We start from the raw sequence: 25,352 nt of genomic DNA, 5'->3' as shown, positions 1-25,352 counted from the left end.
AAATTTTTGTTCTTATGAAAACCCTACACCCCAAGGAAAAGTTCGCGGAAATTCTCGGCGCGCAGCATTTCGGCAGCGGGCTGTTGCAGACGGATGGTGCCGGTCGCCATCACCGCCACCGTGTCCGACAGGCCGATGATCTGCTGCGGGTTCTCCTCCACCACCCAGAGCACGGTCACACCGCTGCGGTTGATCTCGGCGATGCCCTTCGCCACCTCGTCGGTCATGCCCGGCGACAGGCCCGAGACCGGCTCGTCCAGGATCAGCAGCCGCGGCTTCGCCATCAGCGCCGAAGAGATCGCCAGCATCTGCCGCTCGCCTCCCGACAGCGCGCTGGCATGCTGGCGGCGCCGTTCGGTCAGGCGGGGAAACCGGGCGTAAGCCTCCGCGATCGCCGCGGCCTGGCCGGCGTGCGGCAGAAGCGAGGCGCTCATCTCCAGGTTCTCCTGCACCGTCAGCGAGCGGAAGACGTTGCGCATCTGCGGCACATAGCCGATGCCGAGCGCCGCCACCCGATGGGTGGGCATGGCGGTGATGTTCTGGCCCGCAAAGGTGATCCGGCCCGACATCACCGCGCATTGCCGCATGATCGCCCGCGTCAGCGAGGTCTTGCCCGCCCCGTTGGGACCGATCAGCGAGAGCATCTCGCCCTCGCGGATGTCCAGCGAAATCCCGTGCAGCACGGCGAGCTTGCCGTAACCGGCGGTCAGATTTTCGATCTTCAGAAGGGGGGCCATCCTGGTCTCCGCTGTAGGGCGCACGCAAGGCCCCGCCCCCGGAACGGGGGGCGGGGCCCGGGGCTCAGTTCGCCGGGAAGTTCGACGAGTCGATGACCTTGATGGTCTGCCAGCTGCCGTCTTCGGTGATTTGCAGCATCCTGGTGGCCGGGATGGTCACATTGCCGAATTCGTCGAAGTCGAGCGAGCCCGAGGCGCCCTCGTAGTCGATGTCCTCGCCCGCCTTCAGCGCCTCGCGGCCTTCCTCGAAGGAGATGACCTTCTTGCCGTCCGGCCCCGAGACTTTGGTCAGATTGGCATCGACCGCCTCGCCGCTGGCGTCGCCCGCCGCCTCGATCGCCAGGGCGACGGCGATGAAGGCGTCATAGGTCTCGGCCTGGTAGAAGCCGGGTTCGGGCTTCTCGCCGAACCGCGCCTCATAGGCCGCCGAGAACCGCTCCCAGCTTTCGGCATTCTCGACCTGGCTCGATACCGGATTGATCGTGCCCTGGACGATCTCGACCCCGGCGGCATTGACGAAATCGGGGGATTGCAGCTCGGCCGTCACCCAGTATTTCCAGTCGTAGCCGCGCTGATAGGCCTGTTTGACGAAATTCACCCCGGCGGTCTGCCCGACCGCCAGAAAGACCATGTCCGGGTCGGTGTCGGCCACCGCGCGGACCTCGGCCTGATAGCTGGACTGACCGGGCGCCAGCACCACTTCTTTGACGATCTTGCCGCCAAGCCGTTCGTAGGCCTTCCTGAAAGTGTTCGCACCCGACATCGTGCCTTCGAGGTTCTCGACCACGAGGGCGATCTCCTTCTGCCCCATCTCGTCGAGCAGAAGTTTGGCATGGACCACGCCGAGGAAGCTGTCCGAGGCATTGGTGCGGTAGATATAGGTGCCGGTGCCGCCGGCCTTGTCCAGCGCCTCGGTCCCGGCCGAGGTCGAGATCACCGGCACCTTGTTGTCCTTGGCGAAGCTGCGCAGCGCGACGATCGGATCGCTTTCCGGGCCGATGATGGCCGAGACCGCATCGACGCTGACCAGCTTGGTCGCGCCGCGCACCGCGCCGGCCACGGCGGAATTGTTGTCCTCGGTGACCAGTTGCACCTTGCGGCCCAGAATGCCCCCGGCGGCGTTGATCTCTTCCACCGCCAGGATGGCGGCATTGTTCAGGGCCGGTGCCCAGGGCCCCATGTCGCCGGTCAGGCCGATCAGCAGGCCGAGTTTGATGTCGCCCTCCTGCGCGAAGGACGCGGGGGGTGCCGCGCTGCCGAGAGCCAGAGCGGTGGCGCCGCCAAGCAGGGCGCGACGGGAAATCGTTGCGAAACGATTGATCATGGTCTGTTTCCTCTGTTGGACGTCTTGTTTTGTTATTGGTCTTGCAAGGCCCCCGCGCGCGCCACTCGCCGGGCGCGCGCGGGGAAAGAGGTCAGGCCGCCTCCTCCCCGGCGCCGCCGCCGAGATAGAGCCGGATCACATCGGGATTGTTCAGCACATCGCCGGTCGGACCGCTGGCGATCAGCCGCCCGTCGGCCATCGCATAGGCGCGGTCGCAGATGTCGCGGATGAAGCGCAGGTTGTGATCGACCACCAGGAAGGTGACGCCCCGCCGCCGCAGCGCGCCGATATGTTCGATCAGATTGCCCTGGAGCGCCGGATTGACCCCGGCCGCGGGCTCGTCGAGCAAGAGCATTTTGGGGTGCGCCATCATCGCCCGGGCGAATTCCAGCATCTTCAGCTCGGGCGCGGCCAGGTCCTGCACCCAGTCCCCGGCGCGGGCGGCGAGGCCGAAGATGGCAAGGAACTCCATCGCCTCCTCCAGCACCGCGCGGGCGGGCGACGCACCGCGGAAGATCGAGGGCCGGGCCGCCGCATCGGCGCGCGAGAACACCAGCATGTTCTCCATCACCGTCATCTTCGGAAAGCCGACCGGGGTCTGGAAGGTGCGCAGCATCCCCGCCTGCGCGATCCGGGGGCCGCTGTAGCCGGTCACGTCGCGGCCCAGAAAGCGCACGGTGCCGGAACTGGCGCGGGCAAAGCCGGTGATCACGTTGAAGAGCGAGGTCTTGCCCGCCCCGTTGGTGCCGATCAGGCCGACGATCTCGCCCTCGGCCACCTCAAGGCTCATGTCGTTCACCGCGCAGATGCCGCCGTAATACAATGAGACGTTGCGAACTTCGAGCATCAGGCCAGCCCTTTCCGCTTTGCGCCCTCGGCCGCTTTCGCGCGGTCGGGCAGTTTGAAGACGACCCGGGTCTCGGGGAAGATTCCGTTCGGGCGGAAGCGCAGGATCAGGATCAGCAAGAGCCCGATCAGCGCCGTGCGCAGCGAGGTCAGCGTCACCGCCGTCTCGCCCGAAACCTGAAGGAAGCGCAGCGAGTCGTGCAGCAGGATGAAGATGAAGGCGCCGAACAGCGCGCCGCGGCTGGAGCCCACGCCGCCGATGATCAGCGCGGTCCAGACGAAGAAGGTCAGATCCGAGCTGAACTGCCCCGGCACCACCAGGGTGTTATACCAGACGTAGAACACCCCGGCGACGGCGGTGAACGCCCCCGCCAGCACGTAAAGCACCATCGAGGTGCGGCGCGGATCGATCCCGGCGGTGATCGCCAGCGCCTCGTTCTCGCGCAGGGCCTTGCAGGCGCGGCCAAAGGCCGAAAGCGAGATCATCCGCGTCAGGGCCCAGACCGCCAGCAGCCCGCAGATCGCCAGCGCGAACAGCACGTAAGTGTATTGCCGGGCCTCCACCAGGCCGCGCAGCGGCTGTTCCAGCCCGTAGATCCCGGCGACGCCGTTCGTCAGCCAGTCTTCGTTGATGTAAAGCTGGCGCAGCACCTCGGCGAAGGCCAGGGTGACGATCAGGAAATATTCCTTGCGCAGCCTGAGCGAGGGCAGGCCGATGAACCAGGCCGCCACCGCCCCGGCAAGGGCCGCGCCGATCACCCCCAGCCACATCGGCAGACCGAAGCCGTAAAGATAGTGCTGATGCCCTTCGGCGGGGGCGGCGGTCAGGATCACATAGGCATAGGCGCCGATCCCGAAGAACGAGACGATCCCCAGATCCCACAACGGGCCGGTGCCGGTCTCAAGATTCAGCGCCAGCGTCACCATGCCGTAGATCGCGGCGAGGGTTCCGATGCTGATGGCGAAAAGCAGGATGCCTTCCATGGTGCGGGCTCCTTTTAATGGGTGCGCAGCTTGCCCGCGCCCCAGAGGGACTGAAGCCCCTGCGGCCGCACGAACAGGACGACGATGATGATCAGGAAGGCGATGCCCGAGCGATAGGACGGCTCGGCGAACAGAAGGCCGATCTCGATGCCGAAGGCCAGCACGAAGGCCGCCAGCATCACGCCGTAGATGCTGCCGATCCCGCCCAGCACGGTGGTGGCGAGGATGATGATGATCTGCTGCCAGCCCATCCCCAGATGCAGCGAGCCCATGATCCCCATCAGCACCCCCGCCAGCCCGCCAAGCGCCGAGGCGACGAACCACACCAGATAGGACGAGCGCACCGGGTCGATCCCGCGCACCCGCGCCAGATCCTCGTTGTCCGAGACCGCGCGGATCTCTTTGCCCGCCCGGGTGTGGGTCATGAACAGATGCACCGCCAGCGCCAGCACCAGCGCGAGGATCACGGTGGTCAGCTCGTAGCGGGTCATGAAGGGCTCGCCGAAGATGCGGATCGCCCGGGTCGGCGGCAGATCGTAAGCCAGCATCCTCTTGCCCGCGATGGCGCCGACGACGCCGTGGATCACATAGGCCGCGCCGACCGAGGTGAACAGCAGGACCAGCAGCCCCTGCGATTTCACCGGCCGGAACAGCAGGCCATAGCACAACATGCCGATCACCCCGGTCGCGATACTGGCCAGCAGCATCGTCACCGCCAGCGGCAGGCCGTAGCCCGAGAAGAACAGCCCGAGATAGGCGCCCAGCAGCAGCATCTGCCCGTGAGCGATGTTCAGAAAGCCCTCGACTTTCACGATCATCGCGAAGCCGACCGATGAGAGCAGGATGATACTCCCCGAGATCAGGCCGAAAATCAGGATATCCATCGTGTTCCCCTGGTCATCAGGCCGCCGTCCGGTGCGAACGGGTCGCGCCGGCCTTCGGGCCCCTGTTTATTGTTCGTGGCCGCCATGGCGGCTGCGGTTTCAGGCGGTTCTTCGGAAGAGTTTCGAGATCATGTTCTTCAGCGTCAGCCAAAGGATGCGGGTGCCGCTGACCGGCCGGGGTGCGGCGGCGGCGGATGCGGGCGCAGCCGCCGCGCCGGTGGCCGGAGCCGCGGCATCGGGCAGCGCCGCCTCGACGTTGCGCACGAAATCCGCGATCAGCACGCCGGCGATTTCCTGGATGATGCCGGTGCGGCCGAACTGGGCGATGGCGCCCGAAAGCTGCACATCGGCATCGACCGCGACCCTGGTGCTGCCGCCCTCGTCCGAGATCAGGCAGTCCATCACCATCTTGCCGCGCGAGGCGCCCTTCTTGTCGACGCCCTTGCCGGACATGCTGACCTTATGCGCGGCGGCATCGTACAGCACCTCGGCCTCGCCCTCGAAACTGGCCTGGAAGGGGCCGACCTTCATCGACATCCGGCCGGTATGGCTGTTGTCGCCCGAGGGGCCGGTATATTCCGCGCCCGGCAGGCAGCGCGCCACCGCGGGCACGTCGCCGAAAAAGGCCCAGACCCGCTCCCGGGGTCTTGCAAGCACGAATTCCTGTTGGAGCTTCATTTCTTCTTATCCACTTCTCTGGTGGTCAGGTCAGTAGCTGCGTCCGTTCACGCCAAGACTGTATACATCCACCCGGCGGTCCTCGCGGGGCCGGATCCGGTCCGAACGCCGTCGGGCGGCGCGGATCTGATCCAGGTCCAGCACCGCCCGGACGGCGCCCGCTTCATCTTCGCCCATCGGGCCGGCAAGGCAGGCCCCATAAGCATCGGCGATCAGCGACGAGCCGAGGAAACGGATAGCCTGCCCGGTGCCGGATTGCGAAGCACAAACCATCGGCAGCTGGTTGAGATTGGCCTGGACGACGGCGCCGCGCGCCTGGCCGATGAAGCCGCCCTCGTCGCGCGGGGCGCGGTCGAAGCCGCCGGTCCAGGCGGTGGGCACCGCCAGCAGATCGGCCCCCATCAGCGCCAGCCCCCGCGCCACCTCGACAAAGCGCAGATCGTAGCAGACGCAGATCCCCACGGTGCCGACCGGCGTTTCCGCCAGCACGAGGCCGCGGTCGCCGGGGGTGAAAACCTCTTTCTCGCCGTCGAACAGATGCAGCTTGCGGTAAAGCACCTGCTGCCCTTGCGGCGTGACGAGCAGGGCGGAATTGTAAAGCCGCCCGCCCTCGTCTTCGCAAAAGCCGCAGACAATGGTCGCCTCGTGGCGCGCGGCCAGGGCCGCCAGCAGCTCTGCCGTCTCGCCTGCGGCCGGTTCGGCGGTGGCGCGCAACAGAGCCTCATCGAGATGATAGCCGCTGACCGCGAGTTCGGGCAGCACGATCAGCTTCGCACCGGCTTCGGCCTCGGCACGCACGGCCCCGGCGATCAGCCGGCGGTTGGCCGCGGCATCGCCGGGCACCGCGCCGAACTGAACCGCCGAGACCCCGAAGCCGCTCATTCCGGCACCTCGACGCAGAAATTCCCAGGCACCGGCACATCGGGCGGCAGCGCCCCGGCCTTGCGCAGCAAGGGCACATCCGCCGGGGCGGGGCCGCCCACGCTGACGATCCCCTCGCCCAGATCGGCATGGACCGCGTGTTTCACCCCCACCGGCACATGCACGAGGCAGCCGGCATGGAACGGCAGCGACAGGTTGTTGGTGTAATCGACCGCCGTGCCGCGCCCCTTGAGGATATAGATCGTATCCTCGGAAATCTGGTGGACATGCGGCACATTGGCCTCGCCCGGCTCCAGCACGACATAGTTCATGTTGGCGTTCCAGGCCTCGGTCCCGGGCCAGACCACGAACCGCGCATCCTTCGAGATCAGCGGCAGGCGCAGGGACGGATTGTCACGATGAAAAACGCGGATCGCCATGCCTTACCCCAGATAATCTTCGTAGAATTTCGGATCCACCGGCACCGTGCCGCCAATCGCGGTCAGCCCGGATTCGCCGGCCTCGATCCGGTAGCCGTCGCCCGGGCCGATATGCAGCATCGCCCCTTCGGCAAGCTCCTGCGCCTCGTCGGTGGCGAGATCGCGGATCAGCCCCGAGCCGCCCTGGATATACCAGGCGCATTCCTTTTCGTGACGCAGATCAACCGTCTGACCGAGGGCGTCCAGTTCGACCAGATTAAAACTGCGGAACCGGGCGCCATTGCCGGGCCAGAGCACCGCATGGGCCGCTCCGCCCCGGCGGACGATCGACAGAGGCGCCCGATTCAGCGTGGTATCTATCACGCGCACCGTGTTCGGCGATTCTTCGGTCATTCCCGTTTCCTGTTCTGCACCTGCTTTCTTTAGCCTAGTTAAAATTTAATTTTACACAAGTAGTTTTATCAATACTGAAGTCCAAAATCGCTTCGCTCTGGGCTTCCGGCAGATGAACGCATGTTTTTTGAGCATTTGCAGCGCCCATCCGCGGCCGCAGACCGATGCGGACCGCCAGACTCAGGGCCGGATCGAAAATCCTCCTGCGACGAACTAGTTTAATGACATCAACTCTTACGCATGTTAAACGGGAACACCAAAGGATTACGGAACAAAAGATGAGAAAAAACAACAAACTTACGATTGAAGGTGCTGAATTTGAGCAGTTCTGAACAAATGCTCCAGGATGTGCCCGCCAACGCCGCCACGGAAAAGACCCTCGCCATCATCGGCCAGCGGATCCGCGAGCTGCGCAAAGGCCGGGGCATGACCCTCCAGGCGCTGGCCGAGGCGACCGGGCTCAGCTCGTCGATGCTCAGCCTCGTCGAGCGCGGCCTCGCCTCGCCCTCGATCGGCTCGCTGGTGGTGATCAGCGAGGCGCTCGGCAAAAGCATGTCGGCGCTGATCGTCGAGGGCGAAGGCCCGCAGGACAATCTGGTCGTGCGCGCGGCCGAGGCGCGGGTGCTGGAGACCGGCACCGGCGCGGTGCGGCGGGTGATGAAGGAAGATACCCTCAACGGCGTGACGGTGGCGATCAACGAATATCCCGCCCATACCGGATCGAGCGAACAGCCGCTGAGCCATTACGGTTACGAATACGGCTTCCTGCTTGAGGGCTCGCTGATCGTCGAAGTGGATGGCGCGAACCATGTGCTGAAGGCGGGCGATCTGGTGTCCTATTCCTCGCAGCGCCCGCACCGGATCTGGAACCCGGGGCCTGGCACGGCGCGCACATTGTGGTTCAACACCAGCCGGAAATGAGGGGGCGCCGCAGGCGTCCCGCTCAGCCGCGCAGCCAGCCGGCCACCCGTTCGGGGGTAAGGGGCAGACGGTCCACCACCCCGGGCCGGCCAATCGCGTCTTCGACAGCCGAGGCGATGGCGGCGCCGGCGGCGGTGATGCCGCCCTCGCCCGCGCCCTTGACGCCCAGCGGATTGAGCGGGCTGGGCGCATCCTCGCGGATCAGCGTCTCGATCGGCGGAATCTCCATCGCGGTCGGCATCAGGTAATCGGCGAAAGAGGTCACCAGCGGCTGGCCCGCCGCGTCATAGACGAATTCCTCGTAAAGCGCGCCGCCGATTCCCTGCGCCACCGCGCCGGTGATCTGGCCCTCGACCAGCATCGGATTGATCGCGCGGCCCACGTCGAAGGCGACCATGTAACGCTCGATCTGTACCCCGCCGGTGCCGGGATCCAGCTTCACCTGGGCGAAATGGATGCCATAGGGATAGGTCATGTGGTCCGAGCGGAAGATGCCTTCGGCCACCAGCCCGTCCTCGCCGCCGTATTCCGCGGCCAGTTCGCACAGCGTCACGCTGGCGCCGCCCTCGTGCCAGATCCGCCCGGCACGGTAGCGCAATTCTTCGCGCGGCAGACCGAACCTGCCCGCCGCCAGATCCAGCGCCTGATCCAAGAGCGCCTCGGAGGCCAGTTTCACCGCCGAGCCGGTCATCACCGTGACCCTTGTGGCAAAGGCGCCGCGCCCCTCGTCGATCAGCCGGGTCTGGCCGTGCAGGATCGAGATCCCCGCCATCGGCAGGCCGAGCGTGCCGCCGCAGATCTGCGCCATCGCGGTTTCCACCCCCTGGCCGATGTTGGCGACGCCGGTGACGATGCAGATCAGCCCGTCGGGGTAGAAATGCAGCCGCACCTTGTCATCGGGGCCGAGGCCGCTTTTCTCGACGAAATAGCCGATCCCGAGGCCGATCCGCTCGCCTTCGGCCCGCCGCGCGGCGACCCGGGCGGACAGCGCATCCCAGTCCAGCGCCGCGCGCAGCCGCGCCAGCAGGTCGTGATATTTGCCGGAATCGTAGACCACATGGGTTCCGAGCGCGTCGATGCCGCGGTCGAACGGAATCCGGTCCTCGGGGATCAGGTTGCGGGCACGGATCTCGAACGGATCGAGGCCCTTCCTGGCCGCGATGGCGTCGATCAGCCGCTCGCGGGCGAAGCTGCTCTCGTAGCGGCCGGGGGCGCGGTAGGTGCCGCAGGGGGTCTTGTTGGTCAGCCGGATATGGCCCGCGACGCGGTAGGCCGGGATCAGATAGGGGCCGGGCAGCAGCGCCGCCGCCAGATCCGAGACGGTGGCGCCGTGGGTGCGGACATAGGCGCCCTGGTCGGTGAAGAATTCCGCGTCCAGCGCCTGGATCACGCCCCGCTCGTCGATGGCCGCCTTCAGCCGGTAATGCTGGTCGCGCGAGTGGTTGGTGGAAAGGAAATGCTCGCGCCGGTCCTCGATCCATTTCACCGGGCGGCCAAGGCGGCGGCAAGCGTAGCAGACCAACACGTCCTCGGGGTAAAGCTCGCCGCGCGGGCCGAAGCCGCCGCCGACATGGCCCTCGGACAGATGCACCCGCTCCACCGGCAGGCGCAGCATATCGGCGATGGCGCCGCGGTTGTAATGCGGCACCTTGGCGGCGCCATACATGGTGATCGTGTCGCTGTCCCGGTCATAAACGCCAAGCGCGCCGCGCGTCTCCAGGGGGATGCCGCTGTGGCGGCCGACCGAGAGTTCCAGCTCCACCACCTCGGCCGCATGGGCGAAAACCGCCTCCACATCGCCCGAGCCCTTGCGCAGCACCGCCGGTTCCGACAGCACCCCCGGCATGGTTTCGGGCATGTAAGGCGAGGGATCATCCAGCGGATCGAGCTGCGGATCGAGTTCCCCGATCTCGGGAAAGATCAGATCGCAGGCATCCTCGGCGAGGAAGGCGGTCTCGGCGAAGACCACCGCAATCGGATCGCCCACGTAACGGACGTAATCGCGCGCGAGACACCATTGCCGGTAGGGCCCGAGGCCCTGCACCTTCGTCATGCGAAAGTCGATCTGCGGCAGATCGGCGATGTCTTCCGCCGTCCAGACCGCGATCACCCCGGGCAGCGCGCGGGCCTCGGCGGTGTCGATCCCCCCGAGCCGCCCGAAGGCCACCGGAGAGCGCAGGACCCGCATATGGATCTGGCCCGCGCGGTTGAAATCGGCGGCGAAAGTGCCTTTGCCGGTCAGAAGCTCGGGGTCCTCGATACGCGCGACACTCTGACCGATCAGGTTCGGCGCGTTCTCGGTCATCCCTGCGCCCCCTCGGCGCGCATGACATCGGCGGCGGCGCGCACCGCCCTGAGGATGTTCTGATAGCCGGTGCAGCGGCAGAGGTTCGACGACATGACCTCGCGGATCTCCTCGTCGTCCATATCGGGGTTCTCGCGCAGGGCGCCGGCGGCCAGCATCAGCATCCCCGGGGTGCAGAAGCCGCATTGCAGCCCGTGCAACTCCCAGAATTTCTGTTGCAGGGGATGCAGCCGGTCGCCGTCGGCAAGGCCCTCGACCGTCTCGATGGCGGCCCCCTCGGCCTGGCAGGCGAAGGTCAGGCAGGACCGCACCGGCCGGCCGTCCATCAGCACGGTGCAGGCGCCGCAGACGCCGTGTTCGCAACCGACATGGGTGCCGGTCAGCCCCAGATCGTCGCGCAAGGCATCGGCCAGGTTGCGGCGCGGCTCGACGCCAAGCGCATGGCTCCTGCCGTTCACCGTCAGCGTGATGTCGAGCTTTTCGTTCATCGGGCAGGCCCTTTCGCTTCGCGCAGCGCCGCCCGGATGCGGTCGGGCGTGGCGGGGATGGTGTTGATCTCGACGCCGAAGGGCGCAAGCGCGTCCATGATCGCCGAGACGACCGCGGCGGGCGCGCCGATGGTGCCGCCCTCGCCCACGCCCTTGGCGCCGGTGACGGTCTCGGGCGAGAGGGTCTCCATATGGTGGATCTCTATCGGCGGGATCTCGGCGCAGGTCGGCGGCAGGTAATCGGCCAGCGAACTGGTCAGCAGCGTGCCGTATTCGTCGTAGATCAGTTCCTCATACAGCGCATTGGCGATGCCCTGGGCCACGCCGCCCGCGATCTGGCCATCGACGATCATCGGATTGATCAGGAGGCCCGCATCCTCGACCACGAGGAAGCGGTCGATCCTGACGCCGCCGGTCTGGGTATCGACCTCGACCTCGCAGATATGCGCGGCGTTCGAGAAGGTGCCGGGCGGGTCGTAGAAGCCCTGGGTCCTGATCCCGGGCTCCATCTCCGGGAAACGGTGGCTCTGGCTGTGGATCGCGCGCGCAAGATCGCCGATCGGCAGGCTGCGGTTGGTGCCCGCGGCCATGGCGAGGCCGTCGCCAAGGGTGATGGTCTCGGGCGGCACCTCCATGAGCTGCCCGGCGATCCGGCGCAGTTTGTCGGCCACCTTGTCGGCGGCGAACTGGCTGGCGCCGCCCGCGATCACCATCGAGCGGCTGGCGAAGCTGCCCCAGCCGTAGGGGGTGGCATCGGTGTCGCCTGCGATCACCCTGATCTGGTCGGGCGCGATGCCGATCCGGTCGGCCACCAGCTGCGCCAGCGCGGTTTTCAGCCCCTGGCCATGCGGCGAGGCGCCGATCCTCAGCGTGACCTGCCCCGACGGCCCCATCTCGCAATCGACGCTTTCATAGCCCGGCACGATGGCCATCTTGCGCGCGGCAAAGGCAGGCGTGCCATAGCCGGTGCGTTCCGAGAACACCGCGAGCCCGATCCCCAGATAACGCCCCCCCGCCCGCGCCTCGGCCTGGCGGGCGCGGAAGGCGGGGTAGTCGGCGATCTTCACCGCCGCCTCCATCGCCTCCAGATAGGACGCCTCGTCGAAGACAAGGCCGGTGGGCGAGGTATGCGGGAATTTCGTCACCAGATTGCGCCGCCGCATCTCCACCGGGTCGATGCCCAGCTTCGCCCCGGCGCGGTCCATCAGCTGCTCCATGGTCAGGGTCAGCATCGGCCGCGCCACGCCGCGATAGGGCGCCATCATCGCGGTGTTCGAGGTGATCCCGCGCGAGCGCACGCCGTAATGGGCGAAATCGTAAGGCCCCGGCAGTTCGGCGAAGGCCATCAGCGGCTCGACCCCGCAGGTGACGGGATAGCAGGAATAGGCCCCCACGTTCGAGCGCAGATCGCCGTCGATGGCCAGGAGCCGCCCCTCGGCCGAGAAGGCGCCCTTCACGCTGAAGATCTGGTCGCGCGAATGCGACCCCGCAAGGAAATTCTCGCGCCGGTCCTCGATCCAGGCCAGCTTGCGCTTCAGCCGGAAACACGCCCAGACCAGCGCGACATATTCCGGGAACAGCGCCATTTTCGAGCCGAACCCGCCGCCCACATCGGGGGCGACCACCCGCAACAGCCCCTCGTCGATCGCCAGCGCATCGGCAAGCCCGGTGCGCAGCATATGCGGCATCTGCACCGAGGCATAAAGCGTCACCCGGCCGCTGGCCGCATCGTAATCGGCCACGCCGCCGCGCCCCTCCATCGGCATCGCGGTCTGGCGCTGCGAGCGCAGGTTCAGTTCCACCACGCAGGCGGCGTCAGTGAAAGCCTGATCGACGCCCGGGGTGCGCATCGCGCCCTCGACCATGACATTGCCGGGGGTTTCCGGGTGAACCGGCCGCGCGTCTTCGGCCAGCGCATCCCCGATGCTGATGACGGGGTCTTCGGGCTCGATATCGACGAAGACCTGCTCGGCCAGATCCTCGGCCAGCGCCTCGGTTTCGGCCACCACCATCGCCACCGCCTGGCCGGTGAACACCACCCGCGCGCCCGCCAGTGCCGGATGCGGCACCCGGCGGTAATCGGGGCGGTCGAGCACCGCCTGAACCGGCCGCACGCCGCCGGCCTCCAGATCGCGGGCGAGGAAGATATGGCCGCGGATGTCCTCGGGATCGGGCAGGTCGATCCCGGTGATCACCCCCGCCGCCATCGGGCTGCGCACGAATTTCACCGCCTGGGCGCCCCGGGCCAGATCGGCGAAATAGCGCCCGAGACCGCGCAAGAGCGCCGGATCCTCCAGCCGCGGCAGGGTGCGTCCGATCCAGCTCATGCCGCATCCTCCGCCGCCCGGGTCAGCGCCCGCGCGATCACCGTGGCCGCAAGCTCGCGCCGGTATTCGGCCGAGCCGTGAATGTCGCCCGAAGGCGTGACCATGGTCTGCGCGCGCGCACCGATGGCCGCGAAGGTCTGGGGCGTGGCGGGCTGGCCGGTCAGTTCGGCCTCCAGCGCCTCCAGCCGCTGCGGATGGGCGCCGACGGCGCCAAGGCCCAGCCGCGCAGCCCGGATCGTGCCGCCCTCGACCTTCAGCGCCGCCAGCGCCATCGCGAGGGCGAAATCCCCCTTGCGGCGGGAAAATTCGTAAAATCCGGTGCCCCAGCCCTCGGGCAGTTTCGGCAGCCGGATCCGCGCCAGCAACTCGTCGCGCCCGACGGCGGTGGTGAAGGTGCCGCGGAAGAACTGCGCCGCGGGCACCCTGCGCGCGCCGGCGGGGCCGTGGATCTCCATCTCGGCGCCCATGGTGACGGCGACGAGGCACCATTCCGAGGCCGGATCGGCATGGGAAAGCGAGCCGCCGAAGGTGCCGCGCTGGCGGATCGGGTAATGGGCGATATTGGCGACCACCTTCGTCAGCATCCGCCCCAGCGGACAGGGGCTGACCGGGTGGTGAAAGGTGGCGTGGCGGGTCACCGCGCCGATCTCAAGATGATCGCCCTGGTCGCTTACGCCCTGGATTTCCGCGATATGGTTGATGTCGATCAGCGTCTCGGGCCGGGCGAGGCGGAAGTTCATCGACGGCACCAGACTCTGGCCGCCCGCGATGATCTTCCCCTCTTCGCCGAACTGCGCCAGAAGCGCGAGCGCCGCCGAAACCGATCCGGGCTTGTGATAGCTGAAGGAGGCTGGCTTCATTTCAACCCTGTCAAATTTTTAAGGACGATAGCATCGGCTTTGAGCGGATGTCCAATCTATTATGCACCCTGCGTCACAGTTTTTTCCGGCGCGCCAGAGGTGCCACCCCACCCTCGGAAACCCATCAATACATTGCAAAACAAAGATAATATCTCTTTTCGGGAATCTGACCCCGGATGACCCCCCGCTCCGGCCGGCCCGGAAAGGGCCTCTTTTCCGCAAGCGCATAAAATATAACTATGTTCAAAAATTGATCATGTAACCCAGGGTCGAAGGCATATCCGGCGGACCATCACCCCGCCCCGCAGGCCACAAGATCATGCCCGTCGCCGCCGCGGTGGCGCCTGGCCGGTCACGGGCGACTATGACGCGAAAGCCCGTGTCAGCGGCCGGGAAAGGCGCAATCCGCCCCTTGCCCGGCACTGCCCGCCCTTCTGCCTCCATTCTGAAAGCCCCGACAGCAGCGGGCAGCGGCGATTCGGCGCCAGACTTCAACCGGCGAACTTCGCTGTTCGGCACAGAGGGGCGGGCCTGTTCATCCACCCGGGCCAGGCCCCCCGAACATGGAGCCGCGATCCGAGGGGACAGCGGGATAAGGCAGGCCCCATAAGCTGCACTCTCCACGAACGAAGGCGATGGATCGCCAGACCGCTCACGGGTGACGACGGCCATGGTCCTGCCGTGCGATCCCACGGGCGCAGGGGCGCATCCGGCGCTGGCCTGTTCGCCCGGGCAGGTGGTATGGAAAGCTGCACCCGTGAGCGCCCTGAGGCCCCCCCGGGTGCCGCCGCGCTTAAGCCGATCTGACCCCGACGACAGGAGAGCCTTTCCCGCGAACGACTCTGCCGGGCCCTTCCGTTTCCTTCCCCAGCCATTGCCGTGATGCCGCGGCACAGCCAGGATATGACATTGTCTTTCGATCTTTCCGCCGACCGCCTGATGACGGTGCTGACCGGCGTGACGCTGGCGGGCATGGCGCTTGCAGCCTTTGACGCCTTGCTGGTCTCCGGCCCCTGGGGGGCGTTCGGCCTTGTGCTGGTCTGTCTTGCCGGCGGCCTGCCGACGGCGCGGCGCGCGCTCGCGGTGCTCTGGCACGAACGGCGCCCCGACATCGACCTGCTGATGATCATTGCCGCCCTTGCCGCCGCCGCGGTCGGCGCCGCCCTTGAGGGGGCGGTGCTGCTGACGCTCTTCAGTCTTTCGACCACCCTGGAACATCGTGCCATGGCACGGGCGCGGCGCGCGGTCGCGGCGCTGATGGCGCTGCGGCCCGATACCGCGCTGCGGCGCGGCGCCGACGGCAGGGTGACGGAGGTGGCGGCCGCAGATCTTGCCCCCGGCGATGTCGTGGTGCTGCGCCCCGGGGCGCGGGTGCCCGCCGACGGCGTGGTGACCGAGGGCGAGGGCGCGCTGGACGAGGCGACGATCACCGGCGAATCGATGCCGGTGGGCAAGCATCCCGGCGCCAGGGTCTTCGAGGCGACCGTGAACCTCAACGCCGTGCTGGCGGTCAGGATCGACCGTTCGGTCGCCGACAGCACGGTGGCGCGGATGATCGCGCTCGTGACCGAGGCGCAGGCGGCGCGCGCACCCTCGGAACGGTTCAGCGCCTGGTTCGGCCAGCGGTATACGGTGGCGGTTCTGGCCGGTTCGGCACTGGCCCTCGCGGTGTTCCTCTGGCTGGGCTGGCCGATGCGGGACGCGCTTTATCGCGCGGCGACGCTGCTGGTCGCCGCCAGCCCTTGCGCCATCGTGATCTCGGTTCCCGCGGCGATCCTGTCGGCACTGGCGGCGGCGGCGCGTGGCGGCGTGCTGTTCAAGGGCGGCGCGGCTCTGGAAACGCTGGCGGACGCCGGGATCTTCGCCTTTGACAAGACCGGCACCCTGACCACCGGCAAGGCCGGGGTGACACAGGTGATCGCGCCGGAAGGCGAGGATGCGTTCCTGTCGCTGATCGCGGGACTTGAGGCGCAGTCGGAACATCCGATCGCCGATGCGATCCGCCGCCATGCCGAAAGCCGGGGCGTCGGGCGCGCGCAGGTTCATGATGTCGAGACCGTCCCCAGCGAAGGGATTATCGGCCGGGATTCGACAGGCCCGGTCTGGGCCGGCAACCCCCGTATGGCGAGGCGGATGGGGGCCGGTCTCCGGCAGCCGGAATTCGCCGCGCTGGCCGGGACGGCACAGACGGTGGTGTGGCTGGGGCGCGGCGACCGGGTGCTCGGCGCGGTGAGCCTGGCCGACCGCCCGCGCGCGACCTCGGCCGCCGGGCTGGCCGCCTTGCGGGCGGAAGGGGTCGGCACGATCACCATGATGACCGGAGACCACCGTGCCGTGGGTCTGCGGATCGGCGCGGAACTGGGCATCGCCCCGCAGGACGTTCACGCGGATCTGCTGCCCGAAGACAAGGTGCGGCTGGTGGGCGAACTGGCCGGGCGGGGCCGGGTGGCCTTCGTCGGCGACGGGGTGAACGATGCGGCGGCGCTGGCCCGGGCAGATGTCGGCATCGCCATGGGGGCGGCGGGCAGCGAGGTGGCGCTCCAGGCCGCCGACGTGGCGCTGCTGTCGGACGACATGGGCCGTCTGGCCGCGGCGCATCGGCTGGCGCGACGCACGCGCCGGGTGATCCGCCAGAATCTGGCCTTTGCCATCGGAATGATGGTCCTGCTGGTGATCTCGACGCTGCTGATCGCCCTGCCGTTGCCGCTGGCGGTGCTGGGACATGAAGGGGGCACGCTGCTGGTCGTGCTGAACGGGCTCAGGCTGCTCGCCGATCCGATACGAAGCGACAGAACCGGAGCCGGCCGCTGAATATGGGCGATGCCCGCCCAGGCAGGCCAGGGCCAAAGCGCGGGCAGGACCGCCCCCCCACCGCCGAGGAATGCGCCGCGCCTGGCGAGGCGCTGTTCCGGGCGAAAGGCATATTCGGGCCACCGGGCTTTTCGGCGCGCACCGAAAGGCTTCATGATGGAACTGCCCCCTGGCGGAGCCGCCGCGGGCATCCGTGCACCGGGCCGCGGGACCTGACTCAAATCAAGGCGCCGGCGGATCCCTCGGGTGTTTATACGGGCGGAGGAACACGATGGACCTGACCTTTCTTCTCGACCGCTTTTCGGAACCTGCCCTGGCGGCCCTTTTCGGTTTGCTGGTCGGCGCCGTGTTCGGCTTCGCGGCGGAACGCTCGTCCTTCTGCCTGCGCGCGGCGACGGTGGAATTCGCCCGCGGCAGTCTGGGGCCGAAGGTCTCGGTCTGGCTGCTGACCTTTTCCACCGCGATGATCTGGGTGCAGGGGGCGCAAATGACCGGCCTGTTCCGGGCGGACGAGGCGAGGATGATGGCGGTGACCGGCAGCTGGTCGGGCGCGGTGGCCGGCGGGCTGATGTTCGGCGCGGGGATGGTGCTGGCCCGCGGCTGTTCCGGGCGGCTGCTGGTGCTGGCCGCGACGGGGAACCTGCGCTCGCTGGTGTCGGGGCTGATCTTCGCCGTGGTGGCGCAGATGGCACTGCACGGCTGGCTGTCGCCCGCGCGCGAGACGCTGGCGGGGTTATGGACCACTCCGGGCGGGCGGAATCTGAGCCTGCTCTCCGCGCTGTCGCTGCCCGATGCCAGCGGAATCGTCACCGGCCTCGGCTTCGCCGCGCTGGCGCTGTGGCTGGCGCGGCGCAACGGGATCGGCGCGGCGACGCTGGTTTTCGCCTCGGGCGTGGGATTCGCGGTGGCGCTTGGCTGGGTGCTGACCTTCTCGCTGGCGCAGCAGGCGTTCGATCCGGTCAGCGTGACCTCGGCCACCTTCTCGGGGCCTTCCGCCGATACGCTGATGTTCTTCCTGACGGCAAATCCGGTGCTGGATTTCAACATCGGGCTGGTGCCGGGGGTCTTCGCCGGAGCCTTCGTCTCGGCCACGCTGAAACGGCGGCTGCGCTTCCAGGGATTCGAGGGCGAGGGGCAGATGCGCCGCTCGATGCTGGGCGCGGCGCTGATGGGCTTCGGCGCCATGCTGGCCGGAGGCTGCGCCATCGGCGCGGGCGTGACCGGCGGGTCGATCTTCGTCGCCACCGCCTGGCTTGCGCTTCTGTGCATGTGGATCGGCGCGGGGATCACCGACCTGCTGGTGGATCAGGCGGGGGAACGGGCCACCGCCTGAACGCGCATTGCCGCTGCTCCCCGGTCCACCCTCCAGGGCTCCGCATCCGGCGGCGCCCGGTCAGACCCCCGCCGGGTTTTCGATGTCGAGCCCCATCTCCTTCAGATCGGAATAGCGATCCCCGATCCGCGGATGCGGGCGGCCGCGCGTGGCAGCGCCGAACGCGACGACCAGTTCGTCATGCCCCGGCCCATCGGGGATCGAGAACTGCACCGTCAGATAATGCGACCGCCTCCCACTGTCGTGTTTGTCCATCAGCGGGATCTGGATCTGGCTGCCGGCGGGGCCGCGGCCGTTGGTGAAGCCGAGATAAGTCTTCGCCTTCACCGCCTCGCGGTAGAAATTGCCGAACCGCAGCGTGTGGATCAGCGCCGAACCGTGTTCCAGCTCGCAGGCGGTTCCCGCGAGTGAGGCCTTGCCATAGGCCTCGATCGCATCGCCGGACCCCGCCAGCGCGATCAGCCGGTCGGTCAGCAGCCTGCCCAGAACCGGGGCCATGCGGCGGATGTCGGGTTGCAGATCCTCGACGAAGCCCCGCCCCGCCCAGGGGTTCGCCACCACCGCGGCGACACCGATCATCCGCAGGGGCGGCGTGCAGGCGCGGCCTCCGTCGCTGAGGATCTCCTCGTCATAGGTCACGATCTTGCGCAGTTCAGGCAGGGACATGGTTCTCTCCGGTCTTGTTCGTGTTCAGGGGGCCGACCGGGACGTAAGCGCCACGAAAGAACCCCAGCGGATTGCCCGCGGTTTCCGAGAAGGCTTCGACCCGGCCGATCAGGATCAGATGGTCGCCCGCATCGACCAGCCGGTGACGGGCGCAGACGAACCCGGCCAGCGCGCCGTCGATCAGCGGCATCCCGGCATGGCCGGGCCGCCAGTCGCAGCGCGGGAACTTGTCGGGCGCCCGCGAGGCGAAAAGCTCTGCGACGGGCTCTTGCCCTTCTGCCAGGACATTGACGGCGAAATGCGGCGCGGCGGCAAAGGTCGCGCAGGAATGCGCGCTTTTGGCGAGGCAGATCATCACCAGCGGCGGATCGAGCGAGACCGAGGCGAAGCTGTTCGCGGTGAAGCCCCGCGGCGTGCCGTCGGCCTGGCGGGTGGTCAGCACGGTCACGCCGGTCGCAAAGGCACCGAAGGCGCGGCGCAGGGCCTGAGGCGCCAGAGGCTGGGGCGGCCCGGCCGCCGCCGCCAGCGCCTGATGCTCGCCAAGGCGCGGCGGCGGGCGGGGCCCGGGCGCGGGCGCATCCGCGAAGCGCAGCGGATTGGCCGCGACCCGCCAGGGCCGTTTGCCGGGCTCGGGGTGGGCGATGGTCGCGATCATGCCGCGCGCCGCCACATGCGGATCGGCGAAGATCGCCGCGATGTCGTTCACCGGACCGAAGGGGATCAGCCCGCCCAGCTTTTGCGCAAGCTCGTCCCGGGTCAGCCCGGCGGTCCAGGCCGAGACCATCGCATTGATCGCACCCGCATTGGCGCGCCGGGCCGCGCGGGTGGCATGGGCCGGATCAAACGCCAGACCGGGCCGGTCCATCGCCCGGGCGAGGCTTTGCCAGAAGGCGTCGTCGACCACGCCGATCGCCACCATTCCGTCGCGCGCCGGATACAGCCCGAAGGGCGCCAGCAGCGGATGGCCGTTGCCCTCGGGCACGGGGACGATGCCTTCAAAGTCGTGCTGATAGACCAGCCGCTCGCAAAGGCTGAGCATCGCATCATACATGGCGACATCGAGGAACTGGCCCCGCCCGGTTGCCTCGGCGCTGCGCAGCGCCGCCAGAATGCCGAACGCCGCGATCATCCCGGCAAAGACATCGCCGATGCCCGGCCCAACCTTCGTGGGATGCGCGCCATCGGCGCCGGTGACCGAGATCAGCCCGCCCATGGCCTGGGCCACCACATCATAGGCCGGCCAGCCGGCATAGGGGCTCGCCCCGCTGCGCGGATCGCCGAAGCCGCGGATCGCGGCATAGACCAGACGGGGGTTGATCGTGCTGAGGCTTTCATAGGACAGGCCAAGGCGCTCCATCACCCCGGGGCGGAAATTCTCGATCAGGACATCGGCCGAGCGCACCATCCCGCGCAGCGCGGCTTTCCCGGCCTCGGATTTCAGATCCAGCCGCACGCTTTTCTTGGAGCGGTTGAGGCTGACGAAATAGCCCGCCCAGTCCTGATCGGGGTCGTCCTCGCGGAAGGGGCCGTTCTTGCGGCTGGTGTCGCCGCCGGCGTCCTCGATCTTGATCACCTCGGCGCCGTGATCGGCCAGCATCATCGTGGCATAGGGCCCCGACAGCATCCGGCTGAGATCCAGAACCCGCAGGCCCGAAAGGATGCCCCCGCTCATGCCGGCACCCCAGCGAGAAAGTCGAGAAGCGGTCCGCTTACCGCCGCGGGGCGTTCGGCCAGCGCCATATGGCGCAATCCGGGCAGGATCACGAGGCGCGCGCCGGGGATCTCGGCGGCGATGGCGGCGGACATTTCCGGGCCGTTGCCGTGATCCTGATCGGCGGTCAGCACCAGCGCAGGGCAGGCGATGGGGGGCTGCGGCGCCACGATCTCGTCGATGCCCTCGGCCAGGATGCGGTAGAGACCGGGATAAAGCGCCGGATCGTTCGCCAGCACCTGACGGCGCACCTGCGCGGCCAGCGCGGGCGGCGCGGCATCGGTGAACCAGCGCCGCAGCGCGGCCTCGACCGTATCGGCGGGGCCGCCGCGTTCGGCCTGGGCGACCCGGGCGAGGATCGCGGCCTGGGCCTCGGGCGTGCGGCGGTGCGGCGAATGCAGGATCGCCAGCGCCGTGACCCGGGACGGATGATCCTGGGCAAAGCGCCGCGCCACCATGCCGCCCAGCGAAAACCCCGCAAGAGCGGCGCGCCCGATGCCGAGATGATCCAGCAGGCGGGCAAGCTGTTCCGACAGATCGCGCAGCACAGGTTTCGCCGGGGGCGGGGCCGAGTCGCCATGGCCGGACAGATCATAGGCGATCACCCGGAACCGGGCGGCAAGCTGCGGCAGCAGATCCTGCCAGATCTGCCGGGTCAGCCCCAGCCCGTGGATCAGCACCAATACGGGGGCGCCCTCGGGGCCGCTCAGGCTGTAGCTGGTTCCGTCGGGTGTGCGGGTCATCGGCCGGTCTCCTCGGGCTTCCAGGCGATCACTTCGATCTCGATCCGCACATCGACCAGAAAGTCGCTGACCAGGGCCGAGCGCGCGGGCGGCGCCTTGGGGAAATAGTCGCCGTACACCGCATTGAACCCGGGGAAATCGGCGCGGTCCTTCAGCCAGACCATGGTCTTGACCACATCCTCGCGCCCGCAACCGGCCAGGGCCAGGGTGGCGGTGATCGCCTCCAGCACGGCGGCGGTCTGGTCCTCGATGCTGCCCCAGGTCATGACCCGGCCGCCCTGCATCGGCACCTGGCCGGTCAGATAGACCGTCTCTCCGGCCCGCACCGCCCGCGACAGCGACAGCCTGCGGCCGTCGATCACCAGCGGATCCCCAATCACCTGTTTCGCCACGCCAAGCCTCCCTGTCCGGTGACAGGCAGACGGTTGCACCGGCAGGGCGCTGCGGGTTCCGTTTTTTCGCCGGTCGATGGCGAAAAGTCGCATGCCACGCCGCTTTGTCCGTTCAAGAATGGGCGGCCAGCAGGGAGAAAGCCATGAACGACATACGCAACTGCCAGATGCTGATCGACGGCGACTGGACCGATGCTTCGGACGGCGGAACCTTCGACAGCGTGTCGCCGGTCACCGGGCGGGTCTGGGCACGCATCCCCGAGGCCACGGCGGAAGATGTGGACCGCGCCGTACGCGCCGCCGACCGGGCGTTTTCCTCGGGGCCATGGGCGGCGATGACGCCCTCTGATCGCGGCCGGTGCCTCAGACGGCTGGCCGATCTGCTGGCAGAGCGATCCGAGGACCTGGGCCGCTCCGAAACCATCGACACCGGCAAGCTGCTGAAGGAAACCCGCTGGCAGGCCCGATATATCGCCGATTTCTTCCATTTCTACGCCGGCGCCGCCGACAAGATCGCGGGCGAGACGCTGCCGATCGACAAGCCCGACCTCTTTGTCTTCACTCAGCGCGAGCCTCTGGGCGTGGTGGCGGCCATCGTGCCGTGGAACTCGCAGCTTTTCCTGGTGGCGGTGAAGATCGGCCCGGCGCTGGCTGCCGGGAATACGGTGGTGCTGAAGGCGTCGGAACATGCGTCGGTGGCGATGCTGGATTTCGGCAGGCTGATCGCCGAGGCGGGTTTTCCGCCCGGCGTGGTCAATATCGTCACCGGCCACAGCGACCCCTGCGGGCGGGTGCTGACCAGCCATCCGCTGGTTTCGCGTATCTCTTTCACCGGCGGGCCGGTGGCCGCGCGGCATATCGTGCACAATTCCTCCGACAATTTCGCCGAAGTGTCGCTGGAACTGGGCGGCAAATCCCCCTTCATCGTCTTTGACGATGCTGATCTGGACAGCGCGGTGAACGGTTCGGTCGCCGGGATCTTCGGCGCGACCGGGCAGAGCTGCGTCGCGGGCTCGCGGCTTTTGCTGCACGAGAGCATCGCCGATGCCTTCCTGGAGCGGATGGTGGCGCTGGCCCGTTCGATCCGCATCGGCGATCCGCTGGCGGAAGAAACCCAGATGGGGCCGCTTTGCACCCCGGGCCAGCTTGCGCATATCCGCCGACAGGTGGCGCTGGCGCAGAAGGAGGGCGGGCGGCTGCTGACCGGCGGAGACCAGCCGCCGGGGCTGGGCGGCACCTATTACCAGCCGACGATCATCGACTGCCCGCGCCCGGATCTGACCATCGTCGATACGGAATTGTTCGGCCCGGTTCTGTCGGTCCTGCGGTTCCGCACCGAGGCCGAGGCGCTCGCCCTCGCCAATGCCAGCGCGCATGGCCTTGCCGCCGGGATCTTCACCCGCGACGGCGCGCGCCAGATGCGGATGGCGCGGGCGGTGCGGGCGGGGATCGTCTGGGTGAACACCTATCGCGCCGTCTCGCCCATCGCGGCCTTCGGCGGGGTCAAGGCCTCGGGCTATGGGCGCGAAAGCGGCTTTCAGGCGATGTGGGATTACACGCGGCCCAAAACCGTCTGGGTCAATACCTCCACCGAACCTATGGCCAATCCCTTCGTCATGCGCTGAACGCGCGCGCCGTTCTCCGGCGATCCGGGCGGCCCTTCGGGGCCGCCTTTTCATTTCGCCGGGTCCCGCCCGGAAATCACCGCCTTCCGTCGAAATTGCGCAATGAGTGACGAAAATACGACGGCTTCCCGCCCGATTGCCACCAACATCCGGGGCTTGGGAACAACCGGGAGAGACGAGGATGAAGTTCCAGCTGGCAATCAACCTGGAGCGGATGGACCCATCGCTCGACATGCGCGAGGTGGCCCGCCATACCCTTGAGATGGTGCAGATGGCCGAAGAGGGCGGATTTTCGATCGCCTGGGCGGCGGAACATCATGCGCTGGAAATGACCATCGCGCCCAACCCGTTCCAGATCCTGACCTGGTGGGCGGAACATACCTCGACGATCCGGCTGGGAACCGCCTGCGTGGTGGCGCCCTACTGGCATCCGGTCAAAGTGGCGGGCGAGGCGGCCTTCCTCGATCTGATCTCGGGCGGACGGCTGGAGTTCGGCATCGGCTCGGGCGCCTATCAGCGCGAATTCGACCGGATGGCCCCGGGCCTGAAACAGTCCGAGGGCTGGCAATACATGCAGGAGATGCTGCCGGTCGTCCGGGCGCTGTGGAAAGGCGATCACGCGCATGACGGGCAGTTCTGGTCGTTTCCCACCTCGACCTCCTGCCCGAAGCCCCTCCAGCCCGAGGTGCCGGTCTGGGTCGCCGCACGGGCGCCCGTCACCTATGATTATGCGGTGCGCGAAGGCTGCAACATCATGTCCTGGCCGCTGACGCGCGGCATGGACGAGGCGCAGACCTATGTGCAGCGGCTGGAGGACGCGCTGGCGGCCCATCCGGGCAAGAAGCGCCCCACCATGGCGATGATGCGCCACACCGCCGTTTACGACCGCAAGGACGAATGGATGGCGCCGGTGCGGGCGGCGCAGCGGCAGCTCTCGCAGTTCGAGAACCTGTTCAAGAACCTCGGCGACGTGACCGACGGCTTCCCGCGCGAGATCCCGCTCGAATCGGTGGCGAACCGGGCGGAATACGATCCGCAGATGCTGTCGGCCAATCTGATGTTCGGCACCCCCGACGAGGTGATCGCCAAGCTGAAACCCTACCAGGCGCTCGGGGTGGATGCCTTCATCTATTACGCCTCGATGGGCTACGGCCTTGCCGAACAGAAACGCTCGCTTGAGCTGTTCTGCAAACATGTCATCCCCGCATTTAAGTGAGGCCGCCGATGTCTTTCGTTGAAGTCGCCCGGCGCGGCCGGGTTCTGGAAGTGACGCTCAACCGCCCGAAGGTAAATGCCATCGACCGGGCGATGAGCCAGGACATGGGCCGCGCCTTCGCGCTCCTGCGTGACGACCCGGAGCTGCGCTGCGCGATCCTGACCGGCGCGGGGGAGCGGATCTTCTCGGCCGGCTGGGATCTCAAGGCTCTGAACCAGGGCGACATGGCCCTGACCAACTGGTGGGAAGAGGATTACGGCGAGGGCGGCTTCGCCGGCCTGACCGAGAACTGGCGGCTGAACAAGCCGGTGATCTGCGCGCTGAACGGCCTGGCCATCGGCGGCGGTTTCGAGATCGCGATGTCCTGCGATCTGATCCTGGCGGCCGATCATGTGGAATTCGGCCTGCCGGAAATGCCCCTGGGGATCGTGCCCGATGCGGGCGCGCTGCAACGTCTGCCGCGGCTGATCCCGCGCAACATCGCCACCGAGATGTTCCTCATGGGCCGGCGGATGGGCGCGGCCGAGGCGGCGCATTACGGGCTGGTGAACCGCGTGGTCCCGCAAGCGGATCTGATGGATGTGGCGCGGGACTGGGCGGACCGGATCGCGGCCGCGGCGCCGCTTGCGATGCAGAGCGTGAAAGAGGTCGAGCGCGCGATCCAGGGCCTGCCGCTGGAACGCGCCTTCGCCGCGATGCGCAGCGGCGATCTGCCCGTCTATCGCGCCATGCTGTCCTCGGACGACGCGCGCGAGGGCGTGGCGGCCTTCGTCGCGAAACGTCAGCCCGACTTCAGGGGGCGCTGAG

23 protein-coding genes are annotated in these 25,352 nt (G+C 67.8%); 6 read left to right on the top strand and 17 right to left on the bottom strand.

The window, feature by feature from the left end; translation table 11 throughout:
- Positions 1–23 precede the first annotated feature (23 nt).
- The 9 genes from XINFAN_RS06995 to XINFAN_RS06955 form a co-directional block, all read right to left on the bottom strand.
- Positions 24–737, bottom strand: coding sequence for an ABC transporter ATP-binding protein (locus XINFAN_RS06995; protein ID WP_124085771.1), 714 nt, complete (start codon positions 735–737; stop codon positions 24–26).
- A gap of 64 nt (positions 738–801) precedes the next feature.
- The gene (locus tag XINFAN_RS06990; protein ID WP_124085770.1) at positions 802–2,061 is read right to left on the bottom strand and encodes an ABC transporter substrate-binding protein; all 1,260 of its coding nucleotides are present in this window, start codon (positions 2,059–2,061) and stop codon (positions 802–804) included.
- Positions 2,062–2,152: 91 nt separating this feature from the next.
- The gene (locus tag XINFAN_RS06985) at positions 2,153–2,908 is read right to left on the bottom strand and encodes an ABC transporter ATP-binding protein (protein WP_124085769.1); all 756 of its coding nucleotides are present in this window, start codon (positions 2,906–2,908) and stop codon (positions 2,153–2,155) included.
- Complete coding sequence (locus XINFAN_RS06980; protein ID WP_124085768.1) at positions 2,908–3,891, bottom strand: branched-chain amino acid ABC transporter permease; 984 nt, start codon at positions 3,889–3,891, stop codon at positions 2,908–2,910. The genes XINFAN_RS06985 and XINFAN_RS06980 overlap by 1 nt, the downstream gene beginning before the upstream one ends.
- A 14-nt stretch (positions 3,892–3,905) precedes the next feature.
- Positions 3,906–4,775: a branched-chain amino acid ABC transporter permease gene (locus tag XINFAN_RS06975; RefSeq protein WP_124085767.1), complete on the bottom strand. Its 870-nt coding sequence runs from the start codon at positions 4,773–4,775 to the stop codon at positions 3,906–3,908.
- Positions 4,776–4,874: 99 nt separating this feature from the next.
- Positions 4,875–5,453 (bottom strand): SRPBCC family protein, encoded by a 579-nt coding sequence (locus XINFAN_RS06970; RefSeq protein ID WP_124085766.1) that lies wholly within the window; start codon positions 5,451–5,453, stop codon positions 4,875–4,877.
- Between the two features lie 30 nt (positions 5,454–5,483).
- Positions 5,484–6,335, bottom strand: a complete 852-nt coding sequence (locus XINFAN_RS06965; protein ID WP_124085765.1) for a nitrilase-related carbon-nitrogen hydrolase — start codon at positions 6,333–6,335, stop codon at positions 5,484–5,486.
- A complete protein-coding gene (locus XINFAN_RS06960; RefSeq protein WP_124085764.1) occupies positions 6,332–6,754 on the bottom strand; it encodes a cupin domain-containing protein in 423 nt (140 codons plus the stop codon). The genes XINFAN_RS06965 and XINFAN_RS06960 overlap by 4 nt, the downstream gene beginning before the upstream one ends.
- A gap of 3 nt (positions 6,755–6,757) precedes the next feature.
- Positions 6,758–7,147 (bottom strand): hypothetical protein, encoded by a 390-nt coding sequence (locus tag XINFAN_RS06955; protein WP_124085763.1) that lies wholly within the window; start codon positions 7,145–7,147, stop codon positions 6,758–6,760.
- A gap of 318 nt (positions 7,148–7,465) precedes the next feature.
- Here XINFAN_RS06955 and XINFAN_RS06950 point away from each other — a divergent pair, with 318 nt between their 5' ends.
- Positions 7,466–8,068: a cupin domain-containing protein gene (locus tag XINFAN_RS06950; protein ID WP_124085762.1), complete on the top strand. Its 603-nt coding sequence runs from the start codon at positions 7,466–7,468 to the stop codon at positions 8,066–8,068.
- Positions 8,069–8,090: 22 nt separating this feature from the next.
- Here the strand turns inward: XINFAN_RS06950 and XINFAN_RS06945 are convergent, their stop codons facing one another.
- The 4 genes from XINFAN_RS06945 to XINFAN_RS06930 are packed head-to-tail and all read right to left on the bottom strand — an operon-like array spanning position 8,091 to position 14,048.
- Entirely contained in the window at positions 8,091–10,373 is a 2,283-nt protein-coding gene (locus tag XINFAN_RS06945) for a xanthine dehydrogenase family protein molybdopterin-binding subunit (protein ID WP_124085761.1), read from the bottom strand.
- Positions 10,370–10,861 (bottom strand): (2Fe-2S)-binding protein, encoded by a 492-nt coding sequence (locus XINFAN_RS06940; RefSeq protein WP_124085760.1) that lies wholly within the window; start codon positions 10,859–10,861, stop codon positions 10,370–10,372. The genes XINFAN_RS06945 and XINFAN_RS06940 overlap by 4 nt, the downstream gene beginning before the upstream one ends.
- Positions 10,858–13,188 (bottom strand): xanthine dehydrogenase family protein molybdopterin-binding subunit, encoded by a 2,331-nt coding sequence (locus XINFAN_RS06935; protein WP_124085759.1) that lies wholly within the window; start codon positions 13,186–13,188, stop codon positions 10,858–10,860. Before XINFAN_RS06935 ends, XINFAN_RS06940 begins: the two co-directional genes overlap by 4 nt.
- A complete protein-coding gene (locus XINFAN_RS06930; protein ID WP_124085758.1) occupies positions 13,185–14,048 on the bottom strand; it encodes an FAD binding domain-containing protein in 864 nt (287 codons plus the stop codon). Before XINFAN_RS06930 ends, XINFAN_RS06935 begins: the two co-directional genes overlap by 4 nt.
- A 939-nt stretch (positions 14,049–14,987) precedes the next feature.
- On the opposite strand from XINFAN_RS06930, the gene XINFAN_RS06925 reads away from it, so the two are divergent.
- The gene (locus XINFAN_RS06925; RefSeq protein WP_435530859.1) at positions 14,988–16,859 is read left to right on the top strand and encodes a heavy metal translocating P-type ATPase; all 1,872 of its coding nucleotides are present in this window, start codon (positions 14,988–14,990) and stop codon (positions 16,857–16,859) included.
- A gap of 271 nt (positions 16,860–17,130) precedes the next feature.
- Positions 17,131–18,192 carry a YeeE/YedE family protein gene (locus XINFAN_RS06920; protein ID WP_124085756.1) on the top strand — a complete coding sequence of 354 codons (1,062 nt, stop codon included), beginning with the start codon at positions 17,131–17,133 and terminating at the stop codon, positions 18,190–18,192.
- Positions 18,193–18,252: 60 nt separating this feature from the next.
- Here XINFAN_RS06920 and XINFAN_RS06915 read toward each other — a convergent pair whose 3' ends face one another.
- Genes XINFAN_RS06915 through XINFAN_RS06900 form a run of 4 tightly spaced genes read right to left on the bottom strand, consistent with a single transcriptional unit; the run spans position 18,253 to position 21,704 of the window.
- A complete protein-coding gene (locus XINFAN_RS06915; protein ID WP_124085755.1) occupies positions 18,253–18,858 on the bottom strand; it encodes an amino acid synthesis family protein in 606 nt (201 codons plus the stop codon).
- Entirely contained in the window at positions 18,845–20,530 is a 1,686-nt protein-coding gene (locus XINFAN_RS06910; protein WP_124085754.1) for a CoA transferase, read from the bottom strand. Before XINFAN_RS06910 ends, XINFAN_RS06915 begins: the two co-directional genes overlap by 14 nt.
- Positions 20,527–21,312: an alpha/beta fold hydrolase gene (locus tag XINFAN_RS06905; protein ID WP_124085753.1), complete on the bottom strand. Its 786-nt coding sequence runs from the start codon at positions 21,310–21,312 to the stop codon at positions 20,527–20,529. The genes XINFAN_RS06910 and XINFAN_RS06905 overlap by 4 nt, the downstream gene beginning before the upstream one ends.
- Positions 21,309–21,704, bottom strand: a complete 396-nt coding sequence (locus XINFAN_RS06900) for a RidA family protein (RefSeq protein ID WP_233352153.1) — start codon at positions 21,702–21,704, stop codon at positions 21,309–21,311. The genes XINFAN_RS06905 and XINFAN_RS06900 overlap by 4 nt, the downstream gene beginning before the upstream one ends.
- A gap of 143 nt (positions 21,705–21,847) precedes the next feature.
- Here XINFAN_RS06900 and XINFAN_RS06895 point away from each other — a divergent pair, with 143 nt between their 5' ends.
- The 3 genes from XINFAN_RS06895 to XINFAN_RS06885 all read left to right on the top strand — a co-directional run bounded on the left by XINFAN_RS06895 (position 21,848) and on the right by XINFAN_RS06885 (position 25,351).
- A complete protein-coding gene (locus XINFAN_RS06895) occupies positions 21,848–23,329 on the top strand; it encodes an aldehyde dehydrogenase (protein WP_124085751.1) in 1,482 nt (493 codons plus the stop codon).
- 181 nt (positions 23,330–23,510) lie between these two features.
- Positions 23,511–24,545: an LLM class flavin-dependent oxidoreductase gene (locus XINFAN_RS06890; protein WP_124085750.1), complete on the top strand. Its 1,035-nt coding sequence runs from the start codon at positions 23,511–23,513 to the stop codon at positions 24,543–24,545.
- 8 nt (positions 24,546–24,553) lie between these two features.
- The gene (locus tag XINFAN_RS06885) at positions 24,554–25,351 is read left to right on the top strand and encodes an enoyl-CoA hydratase-related protein (RefSeq protein WP_124085749.1); all 798 of its coding nucleotides are present in this window, start codon (positions 24,554–24,556) and stop codon (positions 25,349–25,351) included.
- Position 25,352: the final 1 nt, after the last annotated feature.

Origin of the sequence: Pseudogemmobacter humi, assembly GCF_900609055.1 — a bacterium.
GTDB lineage: Bacteria > Pseudomonadota > Alphaproteobacteria > Rhodobacterales > Rhodobacteraceae > Pseudogemmobacter > Pseudogemmobacter humi.
This window is presented reverse-complemented; position numbering and strand designations above follow the sequence as displayed.

What these genes read in the sequence shown, in the direction of transcription:
- XINFAN_RS06885 (WP_124085749.1), top strand. Translation starts at nt 24,554, where the DNA reads ATGTCTTTCGTTGAAGTCGCCCGGCGCGGCCGGGTTCTGGAAGTGACG.
- XINFAN_RS06920 (WP_124085756.1), top strand. Translation starts at nt 17,131, where the DNA reads ATGGACCTGACCTTTCTTCTCGACCGCTTTTCGGAACCTGCCCTGGCG.
- XINFAN_RS06960 (WP_124085764.1), bottom strand. Translation starts at nt 6,754, where the DNA reads ATGGCGATCCGCGTTTTTCATCGTGACAATCCGTCCCTGCGCCTGCCG.
- XINFAN_RS06965 (WP_124085765.1), bottom strand. Translation starts at nt 6,335, where the DNA reads ATGAGCGGCTTCGGGGTCTCGGCGGTTCAGTTCGGCGCGGTGCCCGGC.
- XINFAN_RS06980 (WP_124085768.1), bottom strand. Translation starts at nt 3,891, where the DNA reads ATGGAAGGCATCCTGCTTTTCGCCATCAGCATCGGAACCCTCGCCGCG.
- XINFAN_RS06895 (WP_124085751.1), top strand. Translation starts at nt 21,848, where the DNA reads ATGAACGACATACGCAACTGCCAGATGCTGATCGACGGCGACTGGACC.
- XINFAN_RS06940 (WP_124085760.1), bottom strand. Translation starts at nt 10,861, where the DNA reads ATGAACGAAAAGCTCGACATCACGCTGACGGTGAACGGCAGGAGCCAT.
- XINFAN_RS06955 (WP_124085763.1), bottom strand. Translation starts at nt 7,147, where the DNA reads ATGACCGAAGAATCGCCGAACACGGTGCGCGTGATAGATACCACGCTG.
- XINFAN_RS06990 (WP_124085770.1), bottom strand. Translation starts at nt 2,061, where the DNA reads ATGATCAATCGTTTCGCAACGATTTCCCGTCGCGCCCTGCTTGGCGGC.
- XINFAN_RS06915 (WP_124085755.1), bottom strand. Translation starts at nt 18,858, where the DNA reads ATGTCCCTGCCTGAACTGCGCAAGATCGTGACCTATGACGAGGAGATC.
- XINFAN_RS06975 (WP_124085767.1), bottom strand. Translation starts at nt 4,775, where the DNA reads ATGGATATCCTGATTTTCGGCCTGATCTCGGGGAGTATCATCCTGCTC.
- XINFAN_RS06925 (WP_435530859.1), top strand. Translation starts at nt 14,988, where the DNA reads ATGACGGTGCTGACCGGCGTGACGCTGGCGGGCATGGCGCTTGCAGCC.
- XINFAN_RS06935 (WP_124085759.1), bottom strand. Translation starts at nt 13,188, where the DNA reads ATGAGCTGGATCGGACGCACCCTGCCGCGGCTGGAGGATCCGGCGCTC.
- XINFAN_RS06905 (WP_124085753.1), bottom strand. Translation starts at nt 21,312, where the DNA reads ATGACCCGCACACCCGACGGAACCAGCTACAGCCTGAGCGGCCCCGAG.
- XINFAN_RS06945 (WP_124085761.1), bottom strand. Translation starts at nt 10,373, where the DNA reads ATGACCGAGAACGCGCCGAACCTGATCGGTCAGAGTGTCGCGCGTATC.
- XINFAN_RS06970 (WP_124085766.1), bottom strand. Translation starts at nt 5,453, where the DNA reads ATGAAGCTCCAACAGGAATTCGTGCTTGCAAGACCCCGGGAGCGGGTC.
- XINFAN_RS06995 (WP_124085771.1), bottom strand. Translation starts at nt 737, where the DNA reads ATGGCCCCCCTTCTGAAGATCGAAAATCTGACCGCCGGTTACGGCAAG.
- XINFAN_RS06985 (WP_124085769.1), bottom strand. Translation starts at nt 2,908, where the DNA reads ATGCTCGAAGTTCGCAACGTCTCATTGTATTACGGCGGCATCTGCGCG.
- XINFAN_RS06930 (WP_124085758.1), bottom strand. Translation starts at nt 14,048, where the DNA reads ATGAAGCCAGCCTCCTTCAGCTATCACAAGCCCGGATCGGTTTCGGCG.
- XINFAN_RS06910 (WP_124085754.1), bottom strand. Translation starts at nt 20,530, where the DNA reads ATGAGCGGGGGCATCCTTTCGGGCCTGCGGGTTCTGGATCTCAGCCGG.
- XINFAN_RS06890 (WP_124085750.1), top strand. Translation starts at nt 23,511, where the DNA reads ATGAAGTTCCAGCTGGCAATCAACCTGGAGCGGATGGACCCATCGCTC.